General features: G+C 62.3%; 22 protein-coding genes. 11 read left to right on the top strand and 11 right to left on the bottom strand.

What is annotated here, in order from left to right; all coding sequences use genetic code 11:
* Nucleotides 1–48: 48 nt before the first annotated feature.
* Complete coding sequence (locus GSH16_RS06765; RefSeq protein WP_160853362.1) at nt 49–819, top strand: SDR family oxidoreductase; 771 nt, start codon at nt 49–51, stop codon at nt 817–819.
* Nucleotides 820–1,112: 293 nt separating this feature from the next.
* Here the strand turns inward: GSH16_RS06765 and GSH16_RS06760 are convergent, their stop codons facing one another.
* The gene (locus GSH16_RS06760) at nt 1,113–2,330 is read right to left on the bottom strand and encodes an aminopeptidase P family protein (protein WP_160853360.1); all 1,218 of its coding nucleotides are present in this window, start codon (nt 2,328–2,330) and stop codon (nt 1,113–1,115) included.
* 259 nt (nt 2,331–2,589) lie between these two features.
* On the opposite strand from GSH16_RS06760, the gene GSH16_RS06755 reads away from it, so the two are divergent.
* Entirely contained in the window at nt 2,590–2,988 is a 399-nt protein-coding gene (locus GSH16_RS06755) for a DUF2177 family protein (RefSeq protein ID WP_160853358.1), read from the top strand.
* Between the two features lie 6 nt (nt 2,989–2,994).
* On the opposite strand, the gene GSH16_RS06750 is transcribed toward GSH16_RS06755, so the two are convergent.
* From GSH16_RS06750 to GSH16_RS06720, 7 genes are all read right to left on the bottom strand, one after another.
* On the bottom strand, nt 2,995–3,759 hold the full coding sequence (locus GSH16_RS06750) for a metallophosphoesterase family protein (RefSeq protein ID WP_160853356.1): 765 nt from the start codon (nt 3,757–3,759) through the stop codon (nt 2,995–2,997).
* 541 nt (nt 3,760–4,300) lie between these two features.
* On the bottom strand, nt 4,301–4,534 hold the full coding sequence (locus GSH16_RS06745) for a hypothetical protein (protein ID WP_160853354.1): 234 nt from the start codon (nt 4,532–4,534) through the stop codon (nt 4,301–4,303).
* A gap of 74 nt (nt 4,535–4,608) precedes the next feature.
* Nucleotides 4,609–5,271, bottom strand: coding sequence for a YjbF family lipoprotein (locus GSH16_RS06740; protein ID WP_160853352.1), 663 nt, complete (start codon nt 5,269–5,271; stop codon nt 4,609–4,611).
* 2 nt (nt 5,272–5,273) lie between these two features.
* A complete protein-coding gene (locus tag GSH16_RS06735) occupies nt 5,274–7,313 on the bottom strand; it encodes a YjbH domain-containing protein (RefSeq protein WP_160853350.1) in 2,040 nt (679 codons plus the stop codon).
* A 142-nt stretch (nt 7,314–7,455) separates the two neighbouring features.
* On the bottom strand, nt 7,456–8,550 hold the full coding sequence (locus GSH16_RS06730; RefSeq protein WP_160853348.1) for an MraY family glycosyltransferase: 1,095 nt from the start codon (nt 8,548–8,550) through the stop codon (nt 7,456–7,458).
* A 136-nt stretch (nt 8,551–8,686) separates the two neighbouring features.
* A complete protein-coding gene (locus GSH16_RS06725) occupies nt 8,687–9,772 on the bottom strand; it encodes a patatin-like phospholipase family protein (protein ID WP_160853346.1) in 1,086 nt (361 codons plus the stop codon).
* 31 nt (nt 9,773–9,803) lie between these two features.
* On the bottom strand, nt 9,804–11,432 hold the full coding sequence (locus GSH16_RS06720; protein WP_160853344.1) for a glycosyltransferase family 39 protein: 1,629 nt from the start codon (nt 11,430–11,432) through the stop codon (nt 9,804–9,806).
* 57 nt (nt 11,433–11,489) lie between these two features.
* On the opposite strand from GSH16_RS06720, the gene GSH16_RS06715 reads away from it, so the two are divergent.
* Both GSH16_RS06715 and GSH16_RS06710 read left to right on the top strand, forming a co-directional pair.
* A complete protein-coding gene (locus GSH16_RS06715) occupies nt 11,490–12,464 on the top strand; it encodes a glycosyltransferase family 2 protein (protein WP_160853342.1) in 975 nt (324 codons plus the stop codon).
* Nucleotides 12,465–12,526: 62 nt separating this feature from the next.
* On the top strand, nt 12,527–13,153 hold the full coding sequence (locus GSH16_RS06710) for a class I SAM-dependent methyltransferase (protein WP_160853340.1): 627 nt from the start codon (nt 12,527–12,529) through the stop codon (nt 13,151–13,153).
* Here GSH16_RS06710 and GSH16_RS06705 read toward each other — a convergent pair.
* Nucleotides 13,150–13,410: a hypothetical protein gene (locus GSH16_RS06705; protein WP_160853338.1), complete on the bottom strand. Its 261-nt coding sequence runs from the start codon at nt 13,408–13,410 to the stop codon at nt 13,150–13,152. The genes GSH16_RS06710 and GSH16_RS06705 overlap by 4 nt on opposite strands.
* Nucleotides 13,411–13,539: 129 nt before the next feature.
* Here GSH16_RS06705 and GSH16_RS06700 point away from each other — a divergent pair, with 129 nt between their 5' ends.
* Genes GSH16_RS06700 through GSH16_RS06680 form a run of 5 tightly spaced genes read left to right on the top strand, consistent with a single transcriptional unit; the run spans nt 13,540 to nt 18,727 of the window.
* The gene (locus GSH16_RS06700) at nt 13,540–15,534 is read left to right on the top strand and encodes a glycosyltransferase family 2 protein (RefSeq protein WP_235913064.1); all 1,995 of its coding nucleotides are present in this window, start codon (nt 13,540–13,542) and stop codon (nt 15,532–15,534) included.
* Nucleotides 15,527–16,474 (top strand): hypothetical protein, encoded by a 948-nt coding sequence (locus GSH16_RS06695; protein ID WP_160853336.1) that lies wholly within the window; start codon nt 15,527–15,529, stop codon nt 16,472–16,474. Before GSH16_RS06700 ends, GSH16_RS06695 begins: the two co-directional genes overlap by 8 nt.
* Nucleotides 16,475–16,500: 26 nt before the next feature.
* Nucleotides 16,501–17,328 (top strand): hypothetical protein, encoded by an 828-nt coding sequence (locus tag GSH16_RS06690; RefSeq protein ID WP_160853334.1) that lies wholly within the window; start codon nt 16,501–16,503, stop codon nt 17,326–17,328.
* A complete protein-coding gene (locus tag GSH16_RS06685; RefSeq protein WP_160853332.1) occupies nt 17,321–17,992 on the top strand; it encodes an O-methyltransferase in 672 nt (223 codons plus the stop codon). The genes GSH16_RS06690 and GSH16_RS06685 overlap by 8 nt, the downstream gene beginning before the upstream one ends.
* Nucleotides 17,993–18,001: 9 nt before the next feature.
* Complete coding sequence (locus tag GSH16_RS06680) at nt 18,002–18,727, top strand: class I SAM-dependent methyltransferase (protein WP_160853330.1); 726 nt, start codon at nt 18,002–18,004, stop codon at nt 18,725–18,727.
* 28 nt (nt 18,728–18,755) lie between these two features.
* On the opposite strand, the gene GSH16_RS06675 is transcribed toward GSH16_RS06680, so the two are convergent.
* Complete coding sequence (locus GSH16_RS06675) at nt 18,756–19,493, bottom strand: class I SAM-dependent methyltransferase (protein WP_160853328.1); 738 nt, start codon at nt 19,491–19,493, stop codon at nt 18,756–18,758.
* Nucleotides 19,494–19,553: 60 nt separating this feature from the next.
* Nucleotides 19,554–20,495: a polyphosphate kinase 2 gene (gene ppk2, locus GSH16_RS06670; RefSeq protein ID WP_160853326.1), complete on the bottom strand. Its 942-nt coding sequence runs from the start codon at nt 20,493–20,495 to the stop codon at nt 19,554–19,556.
* 138 nt (nt 20,496–20,633) lie between these two features.
* Here ppk2 and GSH16_RS06665 point away from each other — a divergent pair, with 138 nt between their 5' ends.
* Nucleotides 20,634–21,560, top strand: a complete 927-nt coding sequence (locus GSH16_RS06665; protein ID WP_160853324.1) for a hypothetical protein — start codon at nt 20,634–20,636, stop codon at nt 21,558–21,560.
* Nucleotides 21,561–22,210: 650 nt separating this feature from the next.
* Nucleotides 22,211–23,221 (top strand): glycine betaine ABC transporter substrate-binding protein, encoded by a 1,011-nt coding sequence (locus tag GSH16_RS06660; protein ID WP_160853322.1) that lies wholly within the window; start codon nt 22,211–22,213, stop codon nt 23,219–23,221.
* Nucleotides 23,222–23,255 lie beyond the last annotated feature (34 nt).

The following is a 23,255-nucleotide window of genomic DNA, read 5'->3' as shown; positions in this document are numbered from 1 at the left end:
AATTGGTAAGGCCAATTAACAACGCTGTCATTCCGGGAGTCAAGCTTCATGTTCAACCTTTCACCCGTGCCGGTCCCGGCACTTGGCGGAAAGTCCATCCTCGTGACCGGCGCAGGGCGCGGAATCGGCGCCGATCTCGTCCGGCAACTGGTTGATGCGGGCGCGCAGGTGTTTGCGGGCATTCATGACGCGCCCGAAGGCGCCGATGCAGAACGGCTGACAGGTGCGACGACGCTGGCGCTCGATGTCACATCGGATGCATCCGTGCGGGCGGCAGTGGAAACGGTGCGCACCTCCGCCGGACGGCTCGACGTGCTGGTGAACAATGCCGGCATCATCACGCCGATCGGCCATCTGGCGCGGCTCGACAGCGATGCGCTGTCGCCCGCCTTCGCGGTGAACGTGATCGGCCTGCACCGGATGACCCGCGCCGTCCTGCCCATGCTGCGCGAGACGCGCGGCACAATCGTCAATGCCGGCACGGGTGCCGCGACGACCGCAATGGAGGGCTGGGCCGCCTATTGCAGTTCGAAAGCGGCAGCCCGGATGATGAGCGAGATGATGGCACTGGAACTGAAGGCCGACGGCATCCGGACCTGTTTCATCGGCATCCCGCCGACCGACACGGAAATGCAGGTGGAAATTCGCCATGCCGGCCTAAACCCAATCAGCCAGATCCCGCGGGAAGATCTGGTGCCGGTGGAAGTTCCGGCCTCGGTCATGGCGTGGCTTTGCAGCGATGCGGCCGCCGATGCGCCGGGGTCGCTTCTGGATGTGCGGGATCCGTACTTTGCCGAGATGATGCCGGAACGGAGCTGACACAGCGCCTTGCCAAAAAAAGGGGCCGGACGGGAGGTGCCCGGCCCCAAGGGGAACGCTACGCCGCAGTGATGGCCGTCGATACGCACGCCACGTGCCGGTCGCGCCGGTCCCGGATCTTTTGCTGGTCCCGCGCCACCCCACCTGAAAACTGGCGTCGGACGCGTAGGCCGGGACGGGTCCGCGGCAGGCAAATTCAATCAAACAATGGAAACACCATACAGGATAGAGCGGCCCGCGTCTGCGCAACCGCAAGATGAAGGATCCTGCTGTTGCGCTTTTGCCGCGCCCGGTCAGGCGGCGATGGTGTTGGCCTCGGGGCCGTAGGGGAAACCGGTGATGTTCTCCGCCCCGTCTTGCGTGACGACAAGAATGTCATGCTCGCGATAGCCGCCCGCGCCCGGCTGGCCTTCAGGCACCCAGAGCATCGGTTCGATGGAGACCACCATTCCGGGTTCGAGCACCGTGTCGATATCCTCCCGCAGTTCGAGCCCGGCTTCGCGCCCGTAATAGTGGCTGAGGATGCCGAAACTGTGACCGTAGCCGAAGGAGCGGTAGTGCAGAAGCCCCGCATCCGAGAGCAGACGGTTGATCTCCGCACAGATCTCCGCGCAGCTGATCCCGGGGCAGATGAGCGACAGGCCGAGTTCATGCGCCGCCACATTGGCCCGCCATATGCGCAGCGTGTCGACGTCAGGCTCGCCCAGAAAAAGCGACCGCTCCAGCGCCGTGTAATAGCCTGAGATCATCGGAAAGCAGTTGAGGCTGAGCAGGTCGCCCGCCGACAGCGCCCGCGTGGTGACGGGATTATGCGCGCCGTCCGTGTTGAGGCCGGACTGGAACCAGACCCATGTGTCGCGCAATTCGCTCTCCGGATGGGCGCGGGCGATTTCCAGTTCCATCGCGTCGCGCCCGGCTATGGCCACGTCGATTTCCCGCACCCCCGGTGCGATGGCATCGCGAACGGCTGCGCCGCCAAGGTCGGCAGTCCGTGCGCCCTCGCGGATGAGGGCGATTTCCTCGGCCGATTTGACCATGCGGCCCGCCATCATGCCCGGCGCAATGTCGACCAGTTCGGGGTCGTTGAGGAAATCGGCAAGCGTGCTGCGGGCGGCCAGTGTCAGGTGATCACCCTCGATCCCGATCCGGCCGGGTGTGCCGGCAATGTCGCGCACCGCACGCCAGAAATTGTCGCGCCGCCAGTCGGTATAGATAACGTTCTCCGCCACGGAACGCCGCCACGGCTGGCCCGCATCGATATTGGCCGAAACTGTCACACAGCGCTCCTGCGTCACGAGGCAGCCATAGGGGCGCCCGAAGCTGCAATAGAGAAAGCCCGACATATAGGCGATATTGTGCATCGAGGTGAGGAGCACCGCCGGCAGGTCGCGCTCAGCCATCAGGGCGCGAAGCGCCGTCAGGCGCCGGTCATACTCGGCCTTCGAGAATGGCAGCGCCGCCTTCTCTCCATTGTGGCAGATGAAAAAGTCGGGACGGGTCTGGTCGGACATGCGTGTCGATCCTGTCTTCGGACCGGAGGGCGCAGCCGGCGCCCGCCGGAAACGTGCCCGGCGTGCAGGACGGGGACCGGAAACCGGCCGGACCGCCCCGCGGGCGGGGTCCGGCGACGCCATCGCCGGTCTGGTCCTGACCTATCGCTAGCGAGGCCGGGTGCCCCCTGTCAATCGCTCCCGTCGGACGGGGCGGTTGATCCGCACCGCATGCCTGTGCGTAAAGGAATGCAAAGCAATCAAGATATAGGAACGCGGCATGACGGCAGTCTGGCTCTATCTGGTGAGCGTGGTGATCTTTCTCGGTCTCGATGCGATCGGCCTGCCGCTGATCGTCAAGCCGGTGTTCGACCGGTATGTCGGGGACATGCTGCGCGACCAGATCGCCTATGTGCCGGCGCTGATCTTCTACCTGTTCTACATTGCCGGACTGGTCTGGTTCGTGTCCTGGCCGGCGCTGCGCGAGGGCACGATCCTGCAGGCCGGCCTGAACGGTGCCTTCTTCGGGGCCGTCGCATACGGGACCTACGAGTTCACCAACTACGCGACGCTCAAGGGCTGGAGCCCGGCCATGGTCGCCACGGACCTGATCTGGGGCACGGCCATCACGGCGATTGCCGCGATGAGCGGCGTGGCCATCATCCGCGCCTTTGCCTGATATCCGTCAGGTCGACAGGAACCCGACCGTCCCGTCCGTGATTTGTGCACAGGTGAGCCGTCCGCTATGGACGGCGCCGGTGTCGGTGGCGATGCGCCCGTCCCGCGCATGCGGCTCATCCATCGCATAGTGGCCATGAACGACCCAGATCCCGTCCCCGCGGGGCTGTGACAGGGACCGGCTGGTGCCCCAGAGGCAGGCGCGTTCCGACTGCTCGTCCGCTGGCAGGTCGGGATCAAGGCCCGCGTGGGAAAAGACGAGATTGCCCGACCGGTAGGTCAGATCGAGGGCGCGCAGGAAGGCCAGCCGCGCCGGTCCCACCGCTTCGCGCAGCGCGTCAGAGGCCGCGGCCATCCCCTCGGGGCTCGCCGGCGGCAGGGCGACGCCGAAACTCGCAAGCGTCTGCAACCCCCCGTTGCGGAGCCAGAGCGCGCCGTCGTCCGGATCTTCGAGGAAATCAAGCAGCATTGCCTCGTGATTTCCCATCAGGCAGACGGTCCGTCGGTCCGCCGTATCGGCCGCCTGTTCCGCCATCAGCCGGTCGAGCACGGCGCGGCTGTCCTCGCCGCGGTCGACATAATCCCCCATGGCCACGACCGTGTGTGGCCCGCCGCCGCGGGACGCCTGCACCTCCGCGATCTGGCCGAGCAGGTCGTCGAGCAACGTCGCGCAGCCGTGCACGTCGCCGATGGCGTAATGCGGATGCGCCGGCGCCGGCGGATCGAAAGTGGCATGCGCAGGCGCCGGGCGCTTGCGAAACCAGGACAGCATGGGCCTCTCCTCAACGCGATGCCGTTGCTATGGCCGTTTCCGCGCCGGTCAGACCGGACCGGCAGGCGATAGGCGCATGTCAGGGCTTGGAACCATCGTCAGGACCGACGATAGCCCTGAGTATAGGGCCGCAATTCGGGACGGAGGGCAAGGTGCAGATGATGCAGGCGCGGAATTGCGGGCGCGCCGTGTTGGTGGAGTGCGGTCGCTGTGCAGTCGATTCCAGCTGCAAAGAAGCTACACGCTTCAGGCTAACATCAGAGAAAGGTCAACTGGAACGGTGACGAACGGACCGCAGGAAACGGCTCGTTTGCGCTGTCCGTTAGGATGACAGGATGCACAAACCGGAACGCGGCCCCACTGCGCTGTCGGCGCCGGTTTTCAGCGGAGCAGAACCATCGCGTCGCTGTTACCGCACTTCACCGAACAGACCACCGGTCCGCCTCGCCGATGAGCAATCATCAAACCGCGCCAACCGCCGCGAAAGCCGACGTCCCGAAGAAACCGGGCTCGCACGTCTTCCTGCGCCCAGGCCTGCCTGTCAGTTCGTGCCAGACGTGGAATCGCTGTTCGACTGGCTGGCCGCCAACAGGACAATGGCCGCGATGATCGACAGGCCCGCGAGCGCACTTTCATTGAGGCTGCCCGGCAGGTTCTGGGCACTGACCGCGACGGGGGTCTTGCCCTCGGCCTCCGGATTTGCGTCCTGCGCGGTGGCCAGCCCCGGCAACCCGCAGGCCAGAGCAACGGCAAGCGTGATGGTTCTGAACGTCATGGCTCTTCCTCCGATCCACATGCGCTCCTGATAGGTTACGGAAGTTAACAATTCCCTCCCGCGGGCGCGCGGGATCAGCGCTCGAACGGCTTCAGAACCTCGATCTGCAATGTCCCGATCAGGGGCGATACCCATTGTTCGGATCGCCAGACACGCCCGTCGGCCGGCCCGACCCAATAGCGGTTCCGGAACGTCAAAGCGCCGCCTGCGCACTGCTCGTCCACGCGCCGGACCGCATGGCGCCGGCCAACAATTTCGATCGACCCGGCGGGGCCCAGCCGTCGCTGGCAGGTCACCCTTTGTCGGGCGATTGCCAGATTGTTGCCCAGATGGGCATAGGTCCGCGCCTCTGTCCCCGCCCACCCCTGCACCGGCGTCGCGTGCCGCAGGGGCGACCGCGCTGGCAGGTCCATCCAGAGCAGGTCACCGCCCAGCCCGTGGCTGCCGGTCACGGCCGCGCCTGTGACCGCCAGCGATTTGCGGTTGGCCGACATATATGTGAGCACCCCGCCGCGATCCGCGAGCGGGGTCATCACCGCCGCGCCGCCCTCCGGCATGCGGACGCGGATGAGCGCGAAGGGCGATGCCTCGACCGCCGCGCGGGTGACGACGGGGGCTTCTGGTGCCTGCGGCATCACCTGGTCCCTCAACCCGCTGGCCAGCGGTCCGAACGCATCTGTTCCGTCGGAACTGCAGGCCCCAAGCGTCACGGCCAGGAACAGGAGGGCTGCGCGCATCATCACCTCCAGACGCTCGCCCAGTTGGCGCGCAGCTGGCCGGCATGTGCATCCTGCACCAGCGGATAGAGCCGGTTTTCCACGTTGAGCCGCGCACCCCCGTCCCGCGCGAGCGGCTTGATCACACCGTCATAGCGTTTGCGGGTGCGCAGGTTGCTCGCCCAGGACAGGGGGATTTCGAGCAGGATACCCTTGTCGAAACTCCCTTCGCCGTACGCGTCGAACGGCACGTCTGTGAGGGTTGCGAATGCCCCGACCCGCCAGCCATTTGCGAAGTGGCGCGACAGGGTCAGTGTCCCGCCCCAGTCGCCGGCCAGATAGCGCCCGATGTCGAGCTGCGCCTCGACCTGTTGCCAGCCGGTGTCCCAATAGAGGGAAGCATGGCCGGTTGCGACACGATAGTCCCGCAGTCCGAACAGCTGGTCGAAAGCGCGCTGGCCGACATAGTTCAGCTCCAGCCCCAAACCGATACCGGAATTGACCGGTTTCCACAGGAGCTCGGCCGAAACGCCAGCAAACATCCGTTCCAGATAGCCCGCCGACAAACGGCCATAGAGCTGCGGTGACGGCTTGAACAGATAGTCGGCCGTCAGCCTGTTGATGGCCGGATCCCCCTCCCGCAGGTAGAGCGCGATGTCGGAGCGCACGCGCGGAAGGCTGCTGTCCGACTGGCGCGTGATCTGGTCCAGATTGCCGACGAGTTTCTTGGTCACCGCGCCGCTGACGCTGAACCCATGCGCGAGCACGGCCTGCCCTTCGGCTTGCAGCCCGAGGTCGGCGCGGACCGGATTGTCAGGATCGAAGGCGTTGATGGCCAGAACCGGCGCCACCGACCAGCGAAAGCGCGGCAGGCGTTCGGGCATCTGGATCAGGCCCGGCGGATCTGGCGCGGCGTCGGTCAGCGTTACGGCATCCGCCAGCTTTGCCTCGGCTTCCGGCGTGCCGGCAATCCGCTCGAAATCGGCGCGCGGGACAGACAGGCTGGAGACGGGCACTCCGCCTTCCATCATGGTGACAACAATCTTGCCTATCTCTGCCGGCAGGCTGTTCTGCGCCGCGCGCAGCGCCCGCCCGTAGGCCTGGCTGATCAGTGTGTAGGACCGGTTGACCACGCGGATCTCGGCCGTGTCACCCGACAGACCGATCCCGTCGAGTTCCAGCGCCTCCTCCGCCAGCGCGGTCGATAGGGCCGCGATCGAAGCCGCCCAGAGCGCGGTCGCGTTGGTGCCCGGGCCAGCCGCCGGCGGACCGTTCGGATCGCCCCGCGCGCGCACCGGAACCGGTGCCGGACCGGCGCCGGTCGACAGGCTGCGTCTCGGATTGGCCGAGAGCGACAGCCGTGCCGCGACCGCGCGGCCATAGAGCGCATAGAGCCCGAAATTGATCCCGTTGCTCGGTTGGTAGTCGAGCCCGAAATTGACCGGATGATCCGGCGTGAACCCGCCATTGCGGCCCTCGGGCGCGTAGGCATCCGACGACAGTTCCGCCATCAGACGCAGACCGCGCACCGGCGTGTCCCAGGTGACGCCGCCAAAGAGCGCGGCTGTCTCGCCCTTGAAATACTGGCCGGTGTTGAACGTCCCGCCAGTGGTCGCTCCCGCCGGCCGTTCATCCCATCCCGGGGACAGGTGGGCGAACGGGTTGGCAAATCCATTGGCCGAGCCAAGCCGCCCCCAACCGATGCCCGCGCTGACCGCCAGATCGGGGCGCAGATGCTTGGTCGCCACCAGATACTCGCCTGACCCGACGCCGGTGCCGAGCAGGTCACGGAAGCCGAGCGCGACGGCAGGCTGGTTCGGACCCTCCCGCAGCAACTGGAACTTGAGGTCCATGCTACGGTCATAGAGCGCGGAGCCGTCAGCGCCAAACCCGGGCAGGACCGCGTAGCGCAGCGCGCCTTCGATGCGGGGCAGGATCTGGAAGCTCAACGTGGAGCGGCGATAGCCCTCGAAGCCGGAAAAACTTACCGCGATTTCTGCGTCGGGCTGCACCTCGGCCGACGGCATATCGATGATGCCGCTGTTGCCATAGAGGTTCCGCACGGGGCTTTTCTGCGCACGCGCAGGATAGGCCGCAATGACCGCGAGACAGCAGAGCAGGACCGACAACCGAATAACGCGGCACAACGGGTCCCGCGCCGTCCGGTGGATAGGCCCTGCACACAGCGCGCCCGTCTGCATGGACCTACTCCGCTGGAACGGCCGAAAAAGCGCCTGCCCGTCGTTGCCGCCAGTGGCGGATGATCCGGAAATAGGCGATCAGATAGGCCGCTGCGAAAAGAGCAAGCCCTGAGACGGCCCATGCGGTTGTCAGTGGCCCGAGTGCGGCCCAGAGGAACGTCAGCATCGGCCAGACCCACATCAGCCCACCCGCCGCGGCATTGCCCAGACGGCCGTCTTGCAACTGCTCACCGACGCGTCGTCCGAACCGGCGGTAGACGAGCGAATGCATGTGCCGCCTGTCAGGCTGTCCGGGCCGGCCGCCACGCACAAGCATCCGCCGGAGTGCGGACAGGAGCGTTTCCGTCACCGGATAGGCAAGGATCAGAAGCGACAGCCACGGCGACAGGTCTGCATTGCGCGCCGGCAGGGCCACGCACATCGCCCCAACCAAAAAACCGGCGAGATAGGCCCCACCATCTCCGAGAAACAGCCGCCCGAACGGGAAATTGACGATCAGGAATCCCAGCAGCACGGAGGCAAGCAGCATCGCCGTACCGGCCAGCGGCATGTCCCCGACCCGCCACGCCACCAGCGCGACCGACAGGCTCATGAGGATCATCGTTCCCGACGCAAGGCCATTGCAGCCGTCGATGATGTTCACCGCATTGACGATGCCCGCCATGGCAAAAGCCGTAAAAAGAGCCGCGCCCAAGGTGGTGGCAAGAACCGCGTCGACCCCCGGCAGTCCGACAGATGTGACCGCGAAACCGGTGACCATGCTGAAAAGGACGCCGGCACATATTGTGGCCGCGAACCTGAACGCGACCGGAAGCGCGCCCGTCAGATCTTCTGCCAGCCCCAAAAGGAAGACCGGCATCGCGCAGGCGAGAAAAACCAGCTCAACTGGAAAAATGTCCGGAGAAAGAAGCGCGGCGCCCGCCCAGAGCGCCAGACAGAGGCCGAGCCCGCCGATCCGCGGCGTGGGAACCGTATGCAGTTTCTGCGCGCCAACCGTCGGGTCGCTCGTCGCGGACAAATGGAACCGTGCCGTCACCACCAATAGAACCGCCAGTGCCGCGGACAGGAAGAAGCCCAGCGCGCAGGCCGCCACCAACATTGTTTCTGATCCCGCTGACAGTCCCACACGCCCCCCCTTTCGCAGCGCAACCGCACCGCGGCGCGACCGGACCAATTCAGACTGAAGAGGTAAATTTTGGGTAAGCGTGGTGGCGGGAGGTCTGCGGCCGCGCGGGTCAACCCCGACGCATTTTCTTCCGCAAGCCGTTTTCGAGATGCGCAGGCATTAGGCTTTCCTCGAAGACGAAATCGGGCGTGTAGCTCGAGTTCCGCCCGAGCTTGGCCCCGTGGTCGGCCAGCCATTTGTCTGCCGTGCGCCGCCCCAGATCATGCAGATGGTCGAGAAATTCGGGCTCCGCGTTCATTTTTGTCGACGCGCCGAGCGATGGCAGTTCGTCGGTGTCGGCGATCAGGTGCAGCCGCGCATCGCGATAGGCCTCGCGTTCCAGTCCGCCTTCGCGGATGGTCTCCGACAGGAGGAAGAGCGCCCGCAACTCCTTGATCAGGCTGGAATTGAAGGTGATCTCGTTCAGCCGGTCGTCGATCTCCCATGCGGTTCGCGGCACGCCGGCGCGCTCCACGGGGTTGATCTGGACGATGATCAGGTCACGCGCTTCTGACTCGTCGATCAGCGGGAAGAGCGGCGGATTGCCCATATAGCCCCCGTCCCAATAGGCCTCCCCGTCGATCTCCACCGCTTGGCTGAGAAAGGGCAGGCAGGCGCTGGCCAACACCGCATCGGCCGTGATCTCGCCCTGCCGAAATATCTTCGGGCGACCGGTGCGCACATTGGTGGCGCAGAGGAACAGATCGGCCGAGCGGCAATCGTTGATGGCATCGAAATCGAACTGCGCCTCGACAATCGGACGTAACGGATTGATGTCGAAAGGATTGAATTCATAGGGCGAGACGGAGCGCAGCATCGTCCGGGCCCAGGCGAAGGCGGGCGAGTTGGCAAGGCTCCACCCGCCTGTCATCCGCTCGAATGCCGAGCGCCGGTAAGGGCTGAACCGCGCCGCCTGCCCCACCGCCTCCCAATAGGCCTGCAAATTGTCGCGCGCGGCTTCCGGCCCGCCATTGGCGAGCCCCTCGACAACCGCGCAGGCATTCATAGCGCCCGCGCTGGTGCCGCTCAGCGCATTGATGCGTATGCCGGGCTCTTCCAGCAGTCGGTCAAGCACGCCCCATGTGAACGCCCCGTGGCTCCCCCCGCCCTGCAAGGCGAGGTCGACCAGAACCGGCGGGCTGTCTTTGTCACTCATGCCGACCAACCTGCAGCGCGGGTGAAAAGTTTCAAGGGCTGGTCTTGAGACGCCAGAGTTCGAACCGCTTGGTTTCGATCACTTTGGTGTAATTGTTTTCCACATACGCGGTCAGCCAAGGCATTTTCGCCAGCGTGTCGTCTGAATCATCGGGAAGTCCAGTTGTATGGGATGCCGCGTCGTGCTTGGCGACCACGAAATTTTCGGGCGGCTTCTCCAACAGCCTCTGGCGCAGGTCGTCATCATATCGGCCATCATAATAGTGCGTCATGAACGGCCAAGAGTAGGTGTAGCGATAGCGTGGCGGCACCCCGTAGTGCCAATAGACATCTGTCGTGAAACCGAAAACGAAGAGTTCATCATCCGGTTCGGAGAGTTCTTTCACCTCTGCGATGAAGTCCCGCGTGTCATGGGTATTGAACCCGTAGGGCATCTTGTATGTTCGATAGTTGTAATCGAGGAACTCCCGCGTGATGCCCCCGTAGTCAGCGATGCGCTTCAACGCGAGTTGGTTTGATTTCCACATATAGGAAAACGACGCGACCCAGATGACCAGCGCCACCGCAACGACGACGTGTATCCATTTGCTTTTCAGCATCAACTGCAGGCCCGCGGCCAACCGTGTAATGCCGAAGGCCGCAATCATGGCATAGGACATCAGGAGGGGCAGCCCGTGATAGGCAAAGGCTTTTCCTTGGGCATAGTTGGAGATGAGCCCCCCGACGAAACTCAACAGCACAAGCCCGTAGAAGGTCGATCGCGCCCCGAGCAGCACATCTCGAAGCCAGAAAAAGGACCCGAATAAGATGAAGTAGAACAGCTCTGGAGCGCGCGCCAAAACCTTGTACCCGTAGTCGATCAACGATCCGCCTTCACCGGACAATTCGGTGTAACCGAGCACATAGAGCTGAATTTCGAGGTAGGGCGTCAGCATGCCTGTCAGCGCCATGACAGTAAAAAGCGCGACACCCGCCGCGATGCCGCCAGCCAAGAAGACACCGAGGTTCCGAAGACCAGGGCCATTGCGCACATCACGGTCAAACAGGGGCGCGAAGAAAATCAGCCCCAGCGCCGCTACGGTGTATTTGAAGAAGAAAGCAGCAGCGACCAAGGCCCCTGCAGCCATGAAATAGCGATCGGGCGACGCACCGTCAGGCAAGGTCCAGGCGCGCGAGAGCAGGTAGGTCGACAGAATTATGCAATAGAGCCCCCACCCGTCAGTTTGCGCCGTATGCCAATAGGTATTGGTGTAGTAGAAGATACAAAGACAGAAGGGCGCGATATAGCCTTCGAGACGGGGGCGGCCGAGCCTGCGCAGCATCAATGCCAGCAGGAGAGATGACGCCGACAGCAGCAACATGTCCAGCAGTCGGATCGCGTGCATTTCATGGCCGAACAGGACAATGGCCATCCAATGCACCAAAGTGGTCAAGGGCGGCTTCACATTGTAGACGTCGCGATAAGGCAACAGCCCTTCGCGCAACCCGTCGCCGATCGTTGCATGTATAGACTGATCGAGACCGAATGGCGCAAAGATGATTGCAAAGCCGGTCAAAAGCGGCGCGAGCGCGACAAGCAAAAGGTAGGGATCGAATCCGGTCCGGTGCGCTTCTCTATGATGCATCGCCTGCCCGTATCTTGTGTTGTCTGTGATATACACTGGCATCATATTGTGGTTGAAAGGAAGGGAAAGTTTTTGAGCAGCCGAGGCGCCCGCATGACGAAAACTTCCCCCGCCGATCCGGTCGACCTGACGGTCGTCGTCCCTTTCCTGAACGAGGAGGCCAGTCTCGCGGAACTGCACGAACGCCTCGAGCGGGTTCTAAACGCGACGGAGCGCAGCCATGAGATCATCTGGGTCGACGACGGCAGCACGGACGAAGGGCTGGCGCGCCTGAAAGCGCTCGGCGGACCTGAAGAACTGCGCCGCTATATCAGTTTCACCCGGAATTTCGGCAAGGCAGCGGCGCTCTCTGCCGGACTTGCGGCTGCACGCGGCAGAACGATCATCACAATGGATGCCGACCTGCAGGATGACCCGGATGAGATTCCGCGTTTTCTGGAACAGATCGATGCCAGATATGACGTGGTCAGCGGCTGGAAGCAGAACCGCGACGACCCGATCGACAAGACCATCCCGTCCCGTTTCTTCAACGCCATGACATCGCGGATGTTCGGCCTGGACCTGCATGACATCAATTGCGGGTTCAAAGCCTATTCGCGGCGGGCGGCCGATGCGCTCAACCTTTACGGCGAACTGCACCGGTTCACGCCGGCGCTTCTGCACGCTCAGGGGTTCAAGGTGACAGAGCTGCCCGTCCGCCATCAGGCGCGGAAGCACGGCCATTCGAAATACGGGTCCAAGCGGATGATCAAGGGCTTCCTCGATATGGTGACGGTCAAGATGATGACCAGCTACGGCGCCCGCCCCTTGCATTTCTTCGCGATGATCGGATTGCCGCTCCTGCTCGTCGGCACGCTGGCGGTTGCCTATCTTTGCATTCTCTGGCTGTTCGGACTCGGTCCCATCGGCGACCGCCCGCTTCTGCTCATCGGCGTTCTGCTGATCGTTACGGGAACCCAGTTCCTCGGCACGGGGCTGGTGGCTGAGCTGGTGCAATCATCGGGCATGAGCGAACGCAAGAAATATGTTATCAACACGTCAGATATCGGGCGGGGGGAACCGGATTGAATCTGCGTGGGGCCTACGTATCGTCAATGCATGCCGCTGGCGCTGGCCTCAGAACGATCGGTGTGCTCGGTTTGCTGGAGCGGAACCCGTCTCTACGGGCAAGGTGGTTCCGGTCGCTTTTCTCGATCTTTGACGTCGATGATCTTGCGCATCTCGACCTCGCCTGGTGGACCTTCGATGCGATGGACAAGGTCGAGACATGGCTGGCCGACAGGCCGGACGCGCGGGTGTTCGAGTGGGGCAGCGGCGCAAGCACGCTCTGGCTGTCGAAACGCGTCGCGCATGTGACCTCGGTCGAACATGACACGGAGTGGGTTACGGTCATCGAGAAGAGGACCGCCGCGCTGGAAAATGTAGATCTATCACTGGTGCCCCCGGACGAAAGCGGCCAGATCCGTTCGGGCCGCGACGGGTTCAGGGACGTGTTTTTCGACAGTTACGTCCACGCGATCGAACGAACGGACAGCAGGTTCGATCTGATCATCATCGACGGGCGCGCGCGCGCAGCCTGTCTAGACGTTGCAGTAAACCACCTGTCGGACGGCGGGATCATCCTGTTCGACAATTCCTGTCGCGAGCGGTACCGCGCCGCGATCGACGGGAGTGGACTGGTCGAAGACCGCCTGAAAGGCCTGACGCCCAGCCTGCCCTATGCGGACTGCACCAGCCTGTTGACCGTCCCCCACTAGGCCTGACGCCGCGCCAGGTGAATATTATAGAGCATCATTGCGAGCGTCAGGAGCATCACGAAGAGCAGGCTCACCGACCCAAGGAAGGCCGCCTCGACGGCGAGAAGCGCGGACGCCAGTGCGCGAATGACGAAGAACCGGACCGAGACCGTTGGACTGCCTGCCCGTTTCGACTCCCATGCCTGCAATAGCCAGGAGAAGAGAAACAATGCCCCGCCTGTCAGTCCAAATATTTCGTAATCGATGATCCAGTTCACGGGGCTGCGCCTTGTTTAACTGACCCGGCCGGTCGCGGGCACAGCCTTTTCTGATCGAAACCAGCCGTCCGGGCAAGCATCCGGATGTTAAGGTCTCTTCAGCATGTCTTGGCGACAACAGTTTCTGTCATGTCCAGCATCAACGGCGAACCATTGCCCGTTGCCCCGATGCTGTGCCTGCCCTACTGTCCCGACCAGATGGCGCAACAATCGAAGACCATGACGAAAACCTCCACAGAGCCCTCCAGCGATAGCTTGCCACAGTGGTTTCTCGACCTGCATCCGCGCAGCCAGGGGGAAGGTTTTTTTGAGAAGCAGGAGCGGTATTCGCTGGTCTTCGTCAAGCGCCCCGTGAACCGGCTGCTCATCACGTTCGACAATCTGTCGAATGTCGGAGACACCGCGCTTGACCGGGCGCCTTGGGCCTACAAGTTCGCTTCGGACGAGAATGTCGCGCATCTGGGCGTGATGGCCCATATTGCCGACTGGTTTCGCAACCCCGAACTGATCGCTCGGTTCGAGGCTCTGGCAGCGGACGGGTTCTTTGACGGATATGACCGTGTGCTGCTGGCGGGATCCTCGATGGGTGCCTATGCGGCGCTGGCCTTCGGCAGCCTCATTCCAGGGGCGCATGTCGCCGCATTCAATCCGCAGTCGACGCTCGACGAGGAGCTCGTTCCGTGGGAGGAACGCTACCTCAACGGCCGGCGGCAGGACTGGACCTTGCCCCTGTCGGATGCGGCCGAGGGCATCGGCGCGCTCGGGCATGCAGCCATCTTCTACGACCCGTTCTTCGAACCTGACCGGCGTCACTTTGAACGGCTCGAAGGCCCGAATGTCACAGGCTACAAATGCTGGTTCTCGAACCACAAATCGGCTGTTTTCCTGCGCAAGATCGATGCTCTGAAACCGGTCATGCATGCAATGCTACACGGCGATCTGACCGAGCGCGATTTCTACGGGCTTTATCGTGCGCGACGGCGCCTGCCCTGGTACCGGGGCGGTCTGTCGAAATATTTCAACGACCGCGACCGCAAGGAGATGGCCAACCGCGCGACCCGTGCCTTCCGCGCGCTCAAACGGGCAGAGCCGTCCGCCGTGGCGCCGACGGCCGTGTCCGACACGGCCCTGCCTGCACTCGCCTTGCGCGAAGGCGCCGATCCGAACGTCCGCACGATCGTGACCACGATGAAAAACGAAGGTCCGTTCATGCTCGAATGGATTGCCTTCAACCGGATGATCGGGTTCACCGATTTCATCATCTTCACGAATGACTGCGCCGACGGCACCGATCTGATCGCCGACAGGCTTCAGGAGATGGGCCTCGTCCATCATGTGCGGAACGAAGTTCCGAAACATCTCGGACCCCAAAGGGTGGCACTGCGCCGCGTGCCCCAGCACCCGCAATACCAGCGATCCGGTTGGCTGACCTGTATGGATTGTGACGAGTTCCTGAACATCCGCACAGGCGACGGCACGCTCGATGCCCTGTTTGCTGCGGTACCGGATGCGGACATTTTTTCCTTCTGCTGGAAACTCTTCGGCAATGACGGAATCGTTGCCTACGAGGACCGCCCGATCACCAGCCAGTTCACCGCGTGCGCGGGGGAGTTGGAGTTCAAAACCTACAAGTCGACCGGATTGAAGACGCTGGCGCGCAATACGACTGCGCTCGAGCGCCTGCGCGTGCACCGGCCAGCGCTGACGCCGACCGCGCCGATGCCGAAATGGGTGGACGCGGGCGGGCAACCAATGCCGGAGGGCTATTTCACGCGGGGGTGGAGCGCCTATTCGGGCTTCCGCCATGATCTGGCCCGGCTCCATCATTACGCGGTCCGTTCCGTAGAAAGCTTCCTCGTGAAGCGTGATCGCGGGCGGACGAACCATTTCGACCAGGATCAGGGACTCGACTACTGGACGGACATGAACATCAATACAGAACGCGACACGGCATTGCGGGAGCGGAGTCCAGAGATCGAGCACGCCATCGGTCCGCTGATGGAGGATCGCGCATTGCGAGACTTTCACGCAAAGGCGTGCGACTGGCACCGCAGCCGCATCGCCGGATTGGTCGACGATGCTGACTGGTCGGCTTTTGCCGAAAGGATCGCGGAGGTTGCCTGAATTCTCAAACGGGACCCGGTTGACGCTTCATGCCGGTGCGCACAAAACCGGCACAACCTCTCTGCAACGACTGCTGCGCCGCAACAGTGGCGCGCTCGCCAAGCGTGGCCTGCACTACATCCATCACCGCCACGTCCGCAAAGGCTACACGGTGCCCTGCCAGTATCGCGCCTATGACATCTTGGGGCTCGACTATGATCCGACCGTAACGGAGGCAGACTTGACCGCCCGTATAGATACGTTTTCGCATCTTCTGCCAATTGAAACGGGCGAAAGGATTCTGATTTCGGAAGAAAACCTGTTCGGACATTGCGGTCAGTGCGCGCGACAGGGAACCCTGTATCCGCGGCGCGAGATTTTTTCGGAAATCTTCTTCGACCACCTGCCGGTCCGGGCCGACCGGATTTACTTTTGTATCCGCTCCTACCCCGATTTTTTTGCCTCGGCCTATGTCGAATTTGTCCGGTCTGCGAACGGATACAAATACATACCCTACCGTCGGATGTGCCAGAATGTGCTGGAGCACCCACCTAATTGGTCCGATTGCCTTGCGCTATTACGAAAGCGAGCACCCGATGCACAGCTTTTCGTCTGGCGCTATGAGGATATGAAAGACCGGTTCATGAAGATTTTCGAGCATATGACCGAGGGTCAAATGCCGCCTGATCGGATCAAGGTCCCGACGGGGAAATCGTCCCGCCCGTCCGCATCCCAGCGGGCAATCGACGCTATCGAAGAATACGCAGCAGCCCACGGTGCCGATGCCGCAATTGAGCGACGGCAGGAATTTCAGGACAAGTACCCGCGCGGAGAGACATTTGAACGTTTCGACCCCTGGAAACAACATGAGCGGGACCATCTCAGACGATTGTATGAAAAGGACTGGAGTCGGATCTTGAACACGAGTGGCACAACAGATTTGGCGGATGAAATCCTATGATAAATAGCAGCTTGCCAACGATCTGCATGCTGTGGGTTGAAGGCCCACTCAGCTATGTCGAACAACTCTGCATCCAGTCGTTCATCGACGCGGGGCACCGGACCATCCTCTATCACTACGGACCGGTAGAAAATGTGCCCAAAGCTGCCGAGTTGCGCGACGGGCGCGCGGTTCTCGATATCGACCAGTTCATCACCCATGGCCGGACCGGAAGCCTGGCACTATTCTCCGACGTGTTCCGATACCGGCTGCTTGCCCAGTCCAACAACGTGATCTGGGCCGACACAGACGCCTATTGCGTTCGCCCGTTCGAGACTGAGACAGGTCATTTTTTCGGCTGGGAGTCCGATCACCATATCAACGGTGGCGTTTTGGGACTGCCGCAGAACAGTCCTGCACTTCAAGCGCTCATGGATATGACCAATGACGAGTACGGTATTCCGCCGTGGTTTTCAGAGCCGGTGAAAGAGCGGATGCGCGCGCGCGCCGCCGCGGGTGAACCGACACATGTCAGCGAGATGCCCTGGGGCGTCTGGGGACCCCACGCCATCACATGGCACCTGAAACAAACCGGCGAAGACAGATTTGCCCAGCCGACGAGCGGTCTCTATCCTATCCCGTTCCAACGCCGCCGGATGCTGACCAAATCCAAAGCGCTAGAACGCGTTGCCCGTCGGGTTCTCGATTCAACCTATTCCGTGCATTTCTATGGACGCCGTATCAGAGCTCGTTTGAGCCATATCGGCGGGCGACCGGAGCCGGGCAGTTACATGGATGTCCTGCTTGAAAAGCATGGCATAGATCCCGAGCAAGCGCCCATTCCGACGAAAGACACTGAGACCCAAGATGAATGACCTATCCGCACTGGCCGAAAAGTTCGGGTCTGACAAGGGACCGGGAAAGCACAGATATACTGAACTCTATCACATGCTCTTTGCCCCATTTCGCGACAGGGACATCAGGTTTCTGGAGATGGGCCTTCAGATCGGAGGTCCTGAACACGAACGGTCCGTCGACCGGCAGACGACGGATCTTCCTTCGGTGCGTATGTGGCTGGAGTATTTCAGAAAAGCGCATATCACCGGATTGGATGTATCGGACTTTTCATGGTTCTCGGATCCGCGCTTCACCTTCATCAGGTGCAACATGGACAACGAGGTCGAGATCGCAGAGGTTGCGGCCGAGCAAGAGGCTTTTGACATCATCATCGATGATGCCAGTCATGCGTCGCATCATCAGCAACATGCATTTGTCCATCTTTTTCCAAAGCTTAAGTCCGGCGGCCTCTACATTATTGAAGATCTTCGTTGGCAGCCCCCTGTCTATGAAACACGCGGTTATCCAAAAACTGCTGCGCTCTTCGGCGAGTATCTGGAGACCAATTCATTCACGCATCCTGTTTCCGGACTGCAAGAAGCGTTCAACGAAATATCCAATACATTTAGTGGGTGTTTTTTGTTCCAGGCTAAATTCCTGAAGCGCCGAAAGGACCAGGTTCTTGTGGTGCACAAAGTTTAGGAACATCCGATGGGAATAGATATTGCAGTTCTGACGCAACTCCTGAGTATCACGCCTCATCTCGAGCCGAACTTCACGATGGTGATGCTTGGCCGTCAAAAGCTGCATATCACCCGGCCGCATTTCAAGACGCTTGCGGAACAGCGCTTACGACAAATAGGTCAGCGAACGCCTTTAAGCCAACTCTCCGATCCAGAGGGATACACCGAGCCGTTGTTTCGCGCACTCGGCGCCGGGCAAGTCGACAGCCTCGACTTTTCGGACTTCGAAGGCGCAACCCATGTGCACGACCTGAACGACCCGATCCCGGACTCTTTGGAAGGCACATACGACTTCGTTTTCGATGGCGGCACATTGGAGCATGTCTTCGATGTAAAGACATCCATGACGAACGCATATCGGCTCCTGAAAGACGGCGGCATATTCATGTCCATGGCACCCGGCAACAACTGGTTCGGGCATGGCTTCTACCAGTTCAGTCCGGAACTGGTGTTTGCCTTCTGGGTCCGCGCTTGCAACTGCGAACTTATCGATTGCATGCTGATCCCGGAGCGCCCGCGCGACAAGCCTTGGCGCATCGAGGACCCGACCGGAACAGGAAACCGCGTTCGAGCGCGTGGCAAACTCACGCCGCAACGCAGCTACCTTTTCTACGCGGTGCGCAAGTCAGCGTCGCATGGGACCGGTAAGGCGCTACAGGGCGACTATGTCTCGCGATGGCAAGCGACCGGATGAAGCTGAACGGAATAGGTAAACCGTGTGTTCAATCCTTCAGCGTCAAAACTGCCCCGAGCGACAGCCCGACCGGCATCGGCACATGTCGCACGATGTGGCGTTCGGCAAGGAAGATCCGCTTGAACGTCTCGTTGATCACCGGTCGTGGCACATCGGCGTCCGGAGCATCGCTCTGCTTCAGCCGCATCGCCATGCGTTGCGCAACGGCCGCCGGAAAAAGCGTGCTGTTGAAGTAGAACTTCTTCTCGACCGTCAGGCCGGCATCCTGCGCAACAGCGGACAGCGTCGCCTTCGTGTACCGCCGGAAATGGTGGTGCAACTCGTCATGTCGCGACCATAGGAACTGGAAAGCCGGCACGGTCACGAGCAAACGCCCGTCGGGCGCCAGTTTGGCAGCCAGATTTCGAAGCGTGGCGCGGTCATCCTCGATATGTTCGAGCACGTCGAGCAACACGATCAGGTCGAACGGGTCGGGATAGTCGGGAATGCCGTCCGGCAAGGCGCCGAAGGGAACGGGCTTGCCGAGCCGTTCCGATGCGAGCGCGGCCGCGCCGTCATTGAACTCGAACCCGTCCACGTCTCCGAATTCGGCCAGAACGGGCAGGTTGCCGCCGGTGCCGCAACCGGCATCCAGAATCCGCAAGGGCCGGCCATCGGGCTTCGGGATCTCGGCGGCGACCGTGTCCCGCAGGATCGCGCGTCGGCCGATACACCACCAATGTTCCGCTTCCCGCCGGGCAAACCGTTGGAAAATCTGCTCGTCCACGCGCTGCTCCCGCTGTTTTGGGGTCAGCCTAGCGTGCAAACAGCCTGCCTGGAAAGAAATTCAGGTACGCCGAAGGTCCGCCGGCGGCTCGCCGCCATTCTTGCGTGTCGCCGGGTGGAGCGACGTGGCCAGGATATGGTCCGCGCGACTGATGACCTGCTCGGCCCGCCCGACAATGAGCGGGTCCGGCGGGGTCGCAATCGCATGGTCCTTGTCCGGATAGTCGACCGTCGACAGGAAGTGCCGCATGCAGTTGAGCCGCGCGCGTTTCTTGCAGTTCGACTTGATCACCGTCCAGGGCGCATCGGCCGTGTCGGTGTAGAAGAACATCGCCTCCTTGGCCTCGGTATAGTCGTCCCACCGGTCGAGCGAGGCCACGTCGATGGCGCTCAGCTTCCAGCGCTTCAGCGGGTCGGTCTGGCGGGACCGAAACCGCGCCTGCTGTTCTTCCCGCGTGACCGAGAACCAGTATTTGTGAAGCCGGATGCCCGACCGGACCAGCATCCGCTCCAGCGACGGCGCCTGCCGCATGAATTCGAGATAGTCATTGGGTGCGCAGAATCCCATCACCCGCTCGACCCCGGCGCGGTTGTACCAGGACCGATCATAGAAGACCATTTCACCCACGGTCGGCAGATGTTCCAGATAGCGCTGGAAATACCATTGGCCGTTTTCCTCCCATGTGGGTTTGTTGAGGGCGACGACCCGCGCCGCGCGCGGGTTCAGATGTTCCATGAACCGTTTGATCGTGCCGCCCTTGCCGGCCGCGTCGCGGCCCTCGAAGAGCAGGACGAATTTCTCGCCTGCCTCCTCCGCCCAGAGCTGCACCTTCAGGAGTTCCGCCTGAAGCGCTGCTTTTTCCTTCTCGTACGTCCCCCGGTCCATCTTGTCCGGATAGGGATAAGTCCCGGTCTCGAAGAGTGCGGAAGCGTCCGGCTTCGGGCGGGGCTTGTCTGCGCCGCTTCGGGATTTGCGGGCGGTTTTCGGTTCGGCAAGGGTCATGGCAGGCTCCTTTCGATGCGCAGGATAGGCACCTCGCCACAGGGCTGCCTTGATCGGGGTCAAGGCCGCGATGCTTGCAAGCGTCGATCCTGTTTGCCTAGAGTTGGCAAGGACTTGCCTGCGATCGGAGTGCCCCGCATGACCCGTTTTCTGACCTATCTTCTTGGCGGTGCCATCGCCGTGGCAGCTTTTGCCGCGACCTCGGCCCGCGCCGCGCCGGACGGCGCAGTTGATCCCGCCTTTGTCGATGCGGTCTCGGCCTGGCTCGCCGGAGAAGAGGAGACCGCACTGCCCGCGCTGGCAGATCTGGCGCGTCAAGAGAGCGACGCGGCACAGGTCCTGATCTCGGTCATCGACAAGACCGCAGACTTGCAGGGCCCCTGGCTGGAAAGCCTTGACCGGGATGCGCGGATCGCGCTTTTGCGCCAGCCGGGCGGCTTGTCGGGCACAGTCTGGATCGCGGCCTCCGATGATCCGCTAGCGCGCGCCTGGCAGGCGATCTGGTCCGTCGATGCATCGTTCGATGATGCGCTCGCATTCGTCGACCTGGGCGAGCCGCGCGCCGCGCGGATGGCACTGATTGCGCTCGCGGCACGCGAACGCAGCGGGTTTGCCGCAGCGGCAGGTGATCCGCGCTATCCCGACACGATGGAGATGCTCGTCTGGGACGAAACCGGGGCTGACAGTGATGATGCGGCAACCGCGCGTGCAGCCCTGCCCGACGGGCATCCCCTGAAGGGGAAAGTAGGTGCTGGCTGGCTCGCGGAAGCCGACCTCGCCGCGCCGCTCCGTGCCGCCTGCGATGCGCTCTGTGCCGAGGACAGTGCGGCCTGCACGGCCACGCTCTTCGAGGCACTGGGGGGCTACCGCTCGATCCTCACCCTCGGCAGTCCGGTCGAGGCACTGATCCCGACCCGCACCTTCATCGACAGCCCGGTGGGCCGTGACGCGCTCCTGCGAAAACTGGCCGCCACCACCGGCGATCGCAACGGGCTGAAGGCGAAGCTGGAAGCGGACGGACAAGCCTGCCTTGTCGACGGGTTGGAACGGATCGGGCGGATGTGAACCTGCGCTGACGTCAGCCGTCCAAGCGGTTCAGGCGCACACCTGCACGACTGCGTTTTCCGGTGACCGGGACCGAAACATTTCCCAATTTGTTTGGATTTTAGGCAATCATCCGCCCATGCCAAGCGCCCCGAATGACAGGGCGTTGGTGGTGCGGTATCGTAAGGCTCTGGTGGAGAACCCGGAAATGCGGCTCGGAGCACTCTGCATGCCGCTGCTGTGGGGGCACAATAGGCGCGGCAACGACCCCTCCCGCATTTCCGGACTTCGCTGTTGATCCAGACTGCCAACACGGCCCGCCATTCCCGGAATGTGAGCAAGCGTGAACAGCCCGTTCCCGTCGCGGTCTTCAGGTGACCTGGCGTCAGCCGAGAATGACCGGAGAGATCGCATCCCTACAGTTCAGATTTCGGCTTCTTTTTCAAATTCTTGCAACGGATTGTGCGGGTTCGGCGACAGGGCGAACCGGGCGGGTCCAAAGCGGGAACGGACTCGGGCAGCGGGGTTGATATGCAGCAGCATACATGTTTCGCTAAGGCTTGCTCCCCAACCTGCCGGTATCGGTGCGGGGGGAAATCGCCCATCCGGGGCGGTCGCGGCGGCAACAGGGATTTTGCCGCTGGATCTGATGATGAGACGGGGGGACCCCAATGACTCTCAAGAAACTTCTGGTACTGGGCTGCGCAGGCGGAATGATGGCGCTGCCGGGTCTGGCACAGGCTGACGAGTGCGGTTCGGTCAGCATGGCCGAATGGAACTGGGCCTCGGGCGAGCTGATGGCCAATGTCGACAAGATCATCCTCGAGGAAGGATATGGCTGCGACGTGGAACTGGTGCCCGGCGCAACCCAGACCACTTTCGCTTCCATGAATGAAAAGGGTGAGCCCGGCGTGGCCGGCGAGCTTTGGATCAACGCGGTCCGCGAACCGCTGGAGGTCGCCTTCTCCGAAGGGCGCCTGCACAGCACGGTCGACGGGCCGATCACCGATCTGGGCGAAGGCTGGTGGGTGACCCCGAAATTCGTGGCCGACCATCCCGACCTCGACACGGTCGAGAAGATCCTCGAACGCCCCGACCTCTTCCCCTATGCCGAAGACCCGTCAAAGGGGGCCTTTGTCGGCTGCCCCGCAGGCTGGGGCTGCCAGTTGGTGAATGCCAACCTGTTCCGCGCCTTCGAGATGGAAGACAAGGGCTGGGTGCTGGTCGATCCCGGTTCGGCCGCCGGACTTGACGGCTCCATGACCAAGGCCGTGGAGCGTGACGAATACTGGTTCGGCTACTACTGGTCGCCCACCGCGATGATCGGCAAGCACAATATGCAGCTGATCCCCTTCGAGGTGGAGTTTGCCGGCAAGGACAATTGGGACGGCTGCCTCGTGAAGCCGGAACAGGAATGTGCCGACCCGAAACCCTCGGCCTGGACCAAGTCCGAGGTGCACACGGTCATCACCGACAAGTTCATGAACGAGGGCGGTCCCGCGATCGACTATCTCAAGAAGCGGATCTTCCCCGGCGAGGTGATGAACGGCATGCTCGTCTACATGCAGGACAATCAGGCCGGCGGTGAAGATGCGGCTTTCGAATTCCTGCTCAACCACGAAGAGGTCTGGTCGGAGTGGGTGCCGGCTGACGTGGCCGAAAAGGTCAAGGCAGCGCTCTGAGCCTGACCGCGGAAAGATCGTGGGGCGCGCGGCG

The organism is Oceanomicrobium pacificus, from assembly GCF_009833495.1.
Classification (GTDB): Bacteria; Pseudomonadota; Alphaproteobacteria; order Rhodobacterales; family Rhodobacteraceae; genus Oceanomicrobium; species Oceanomicrobium pacificus.
This window is presented reverse-complemented; position numbering and strand designations above follow the sequence as displayed.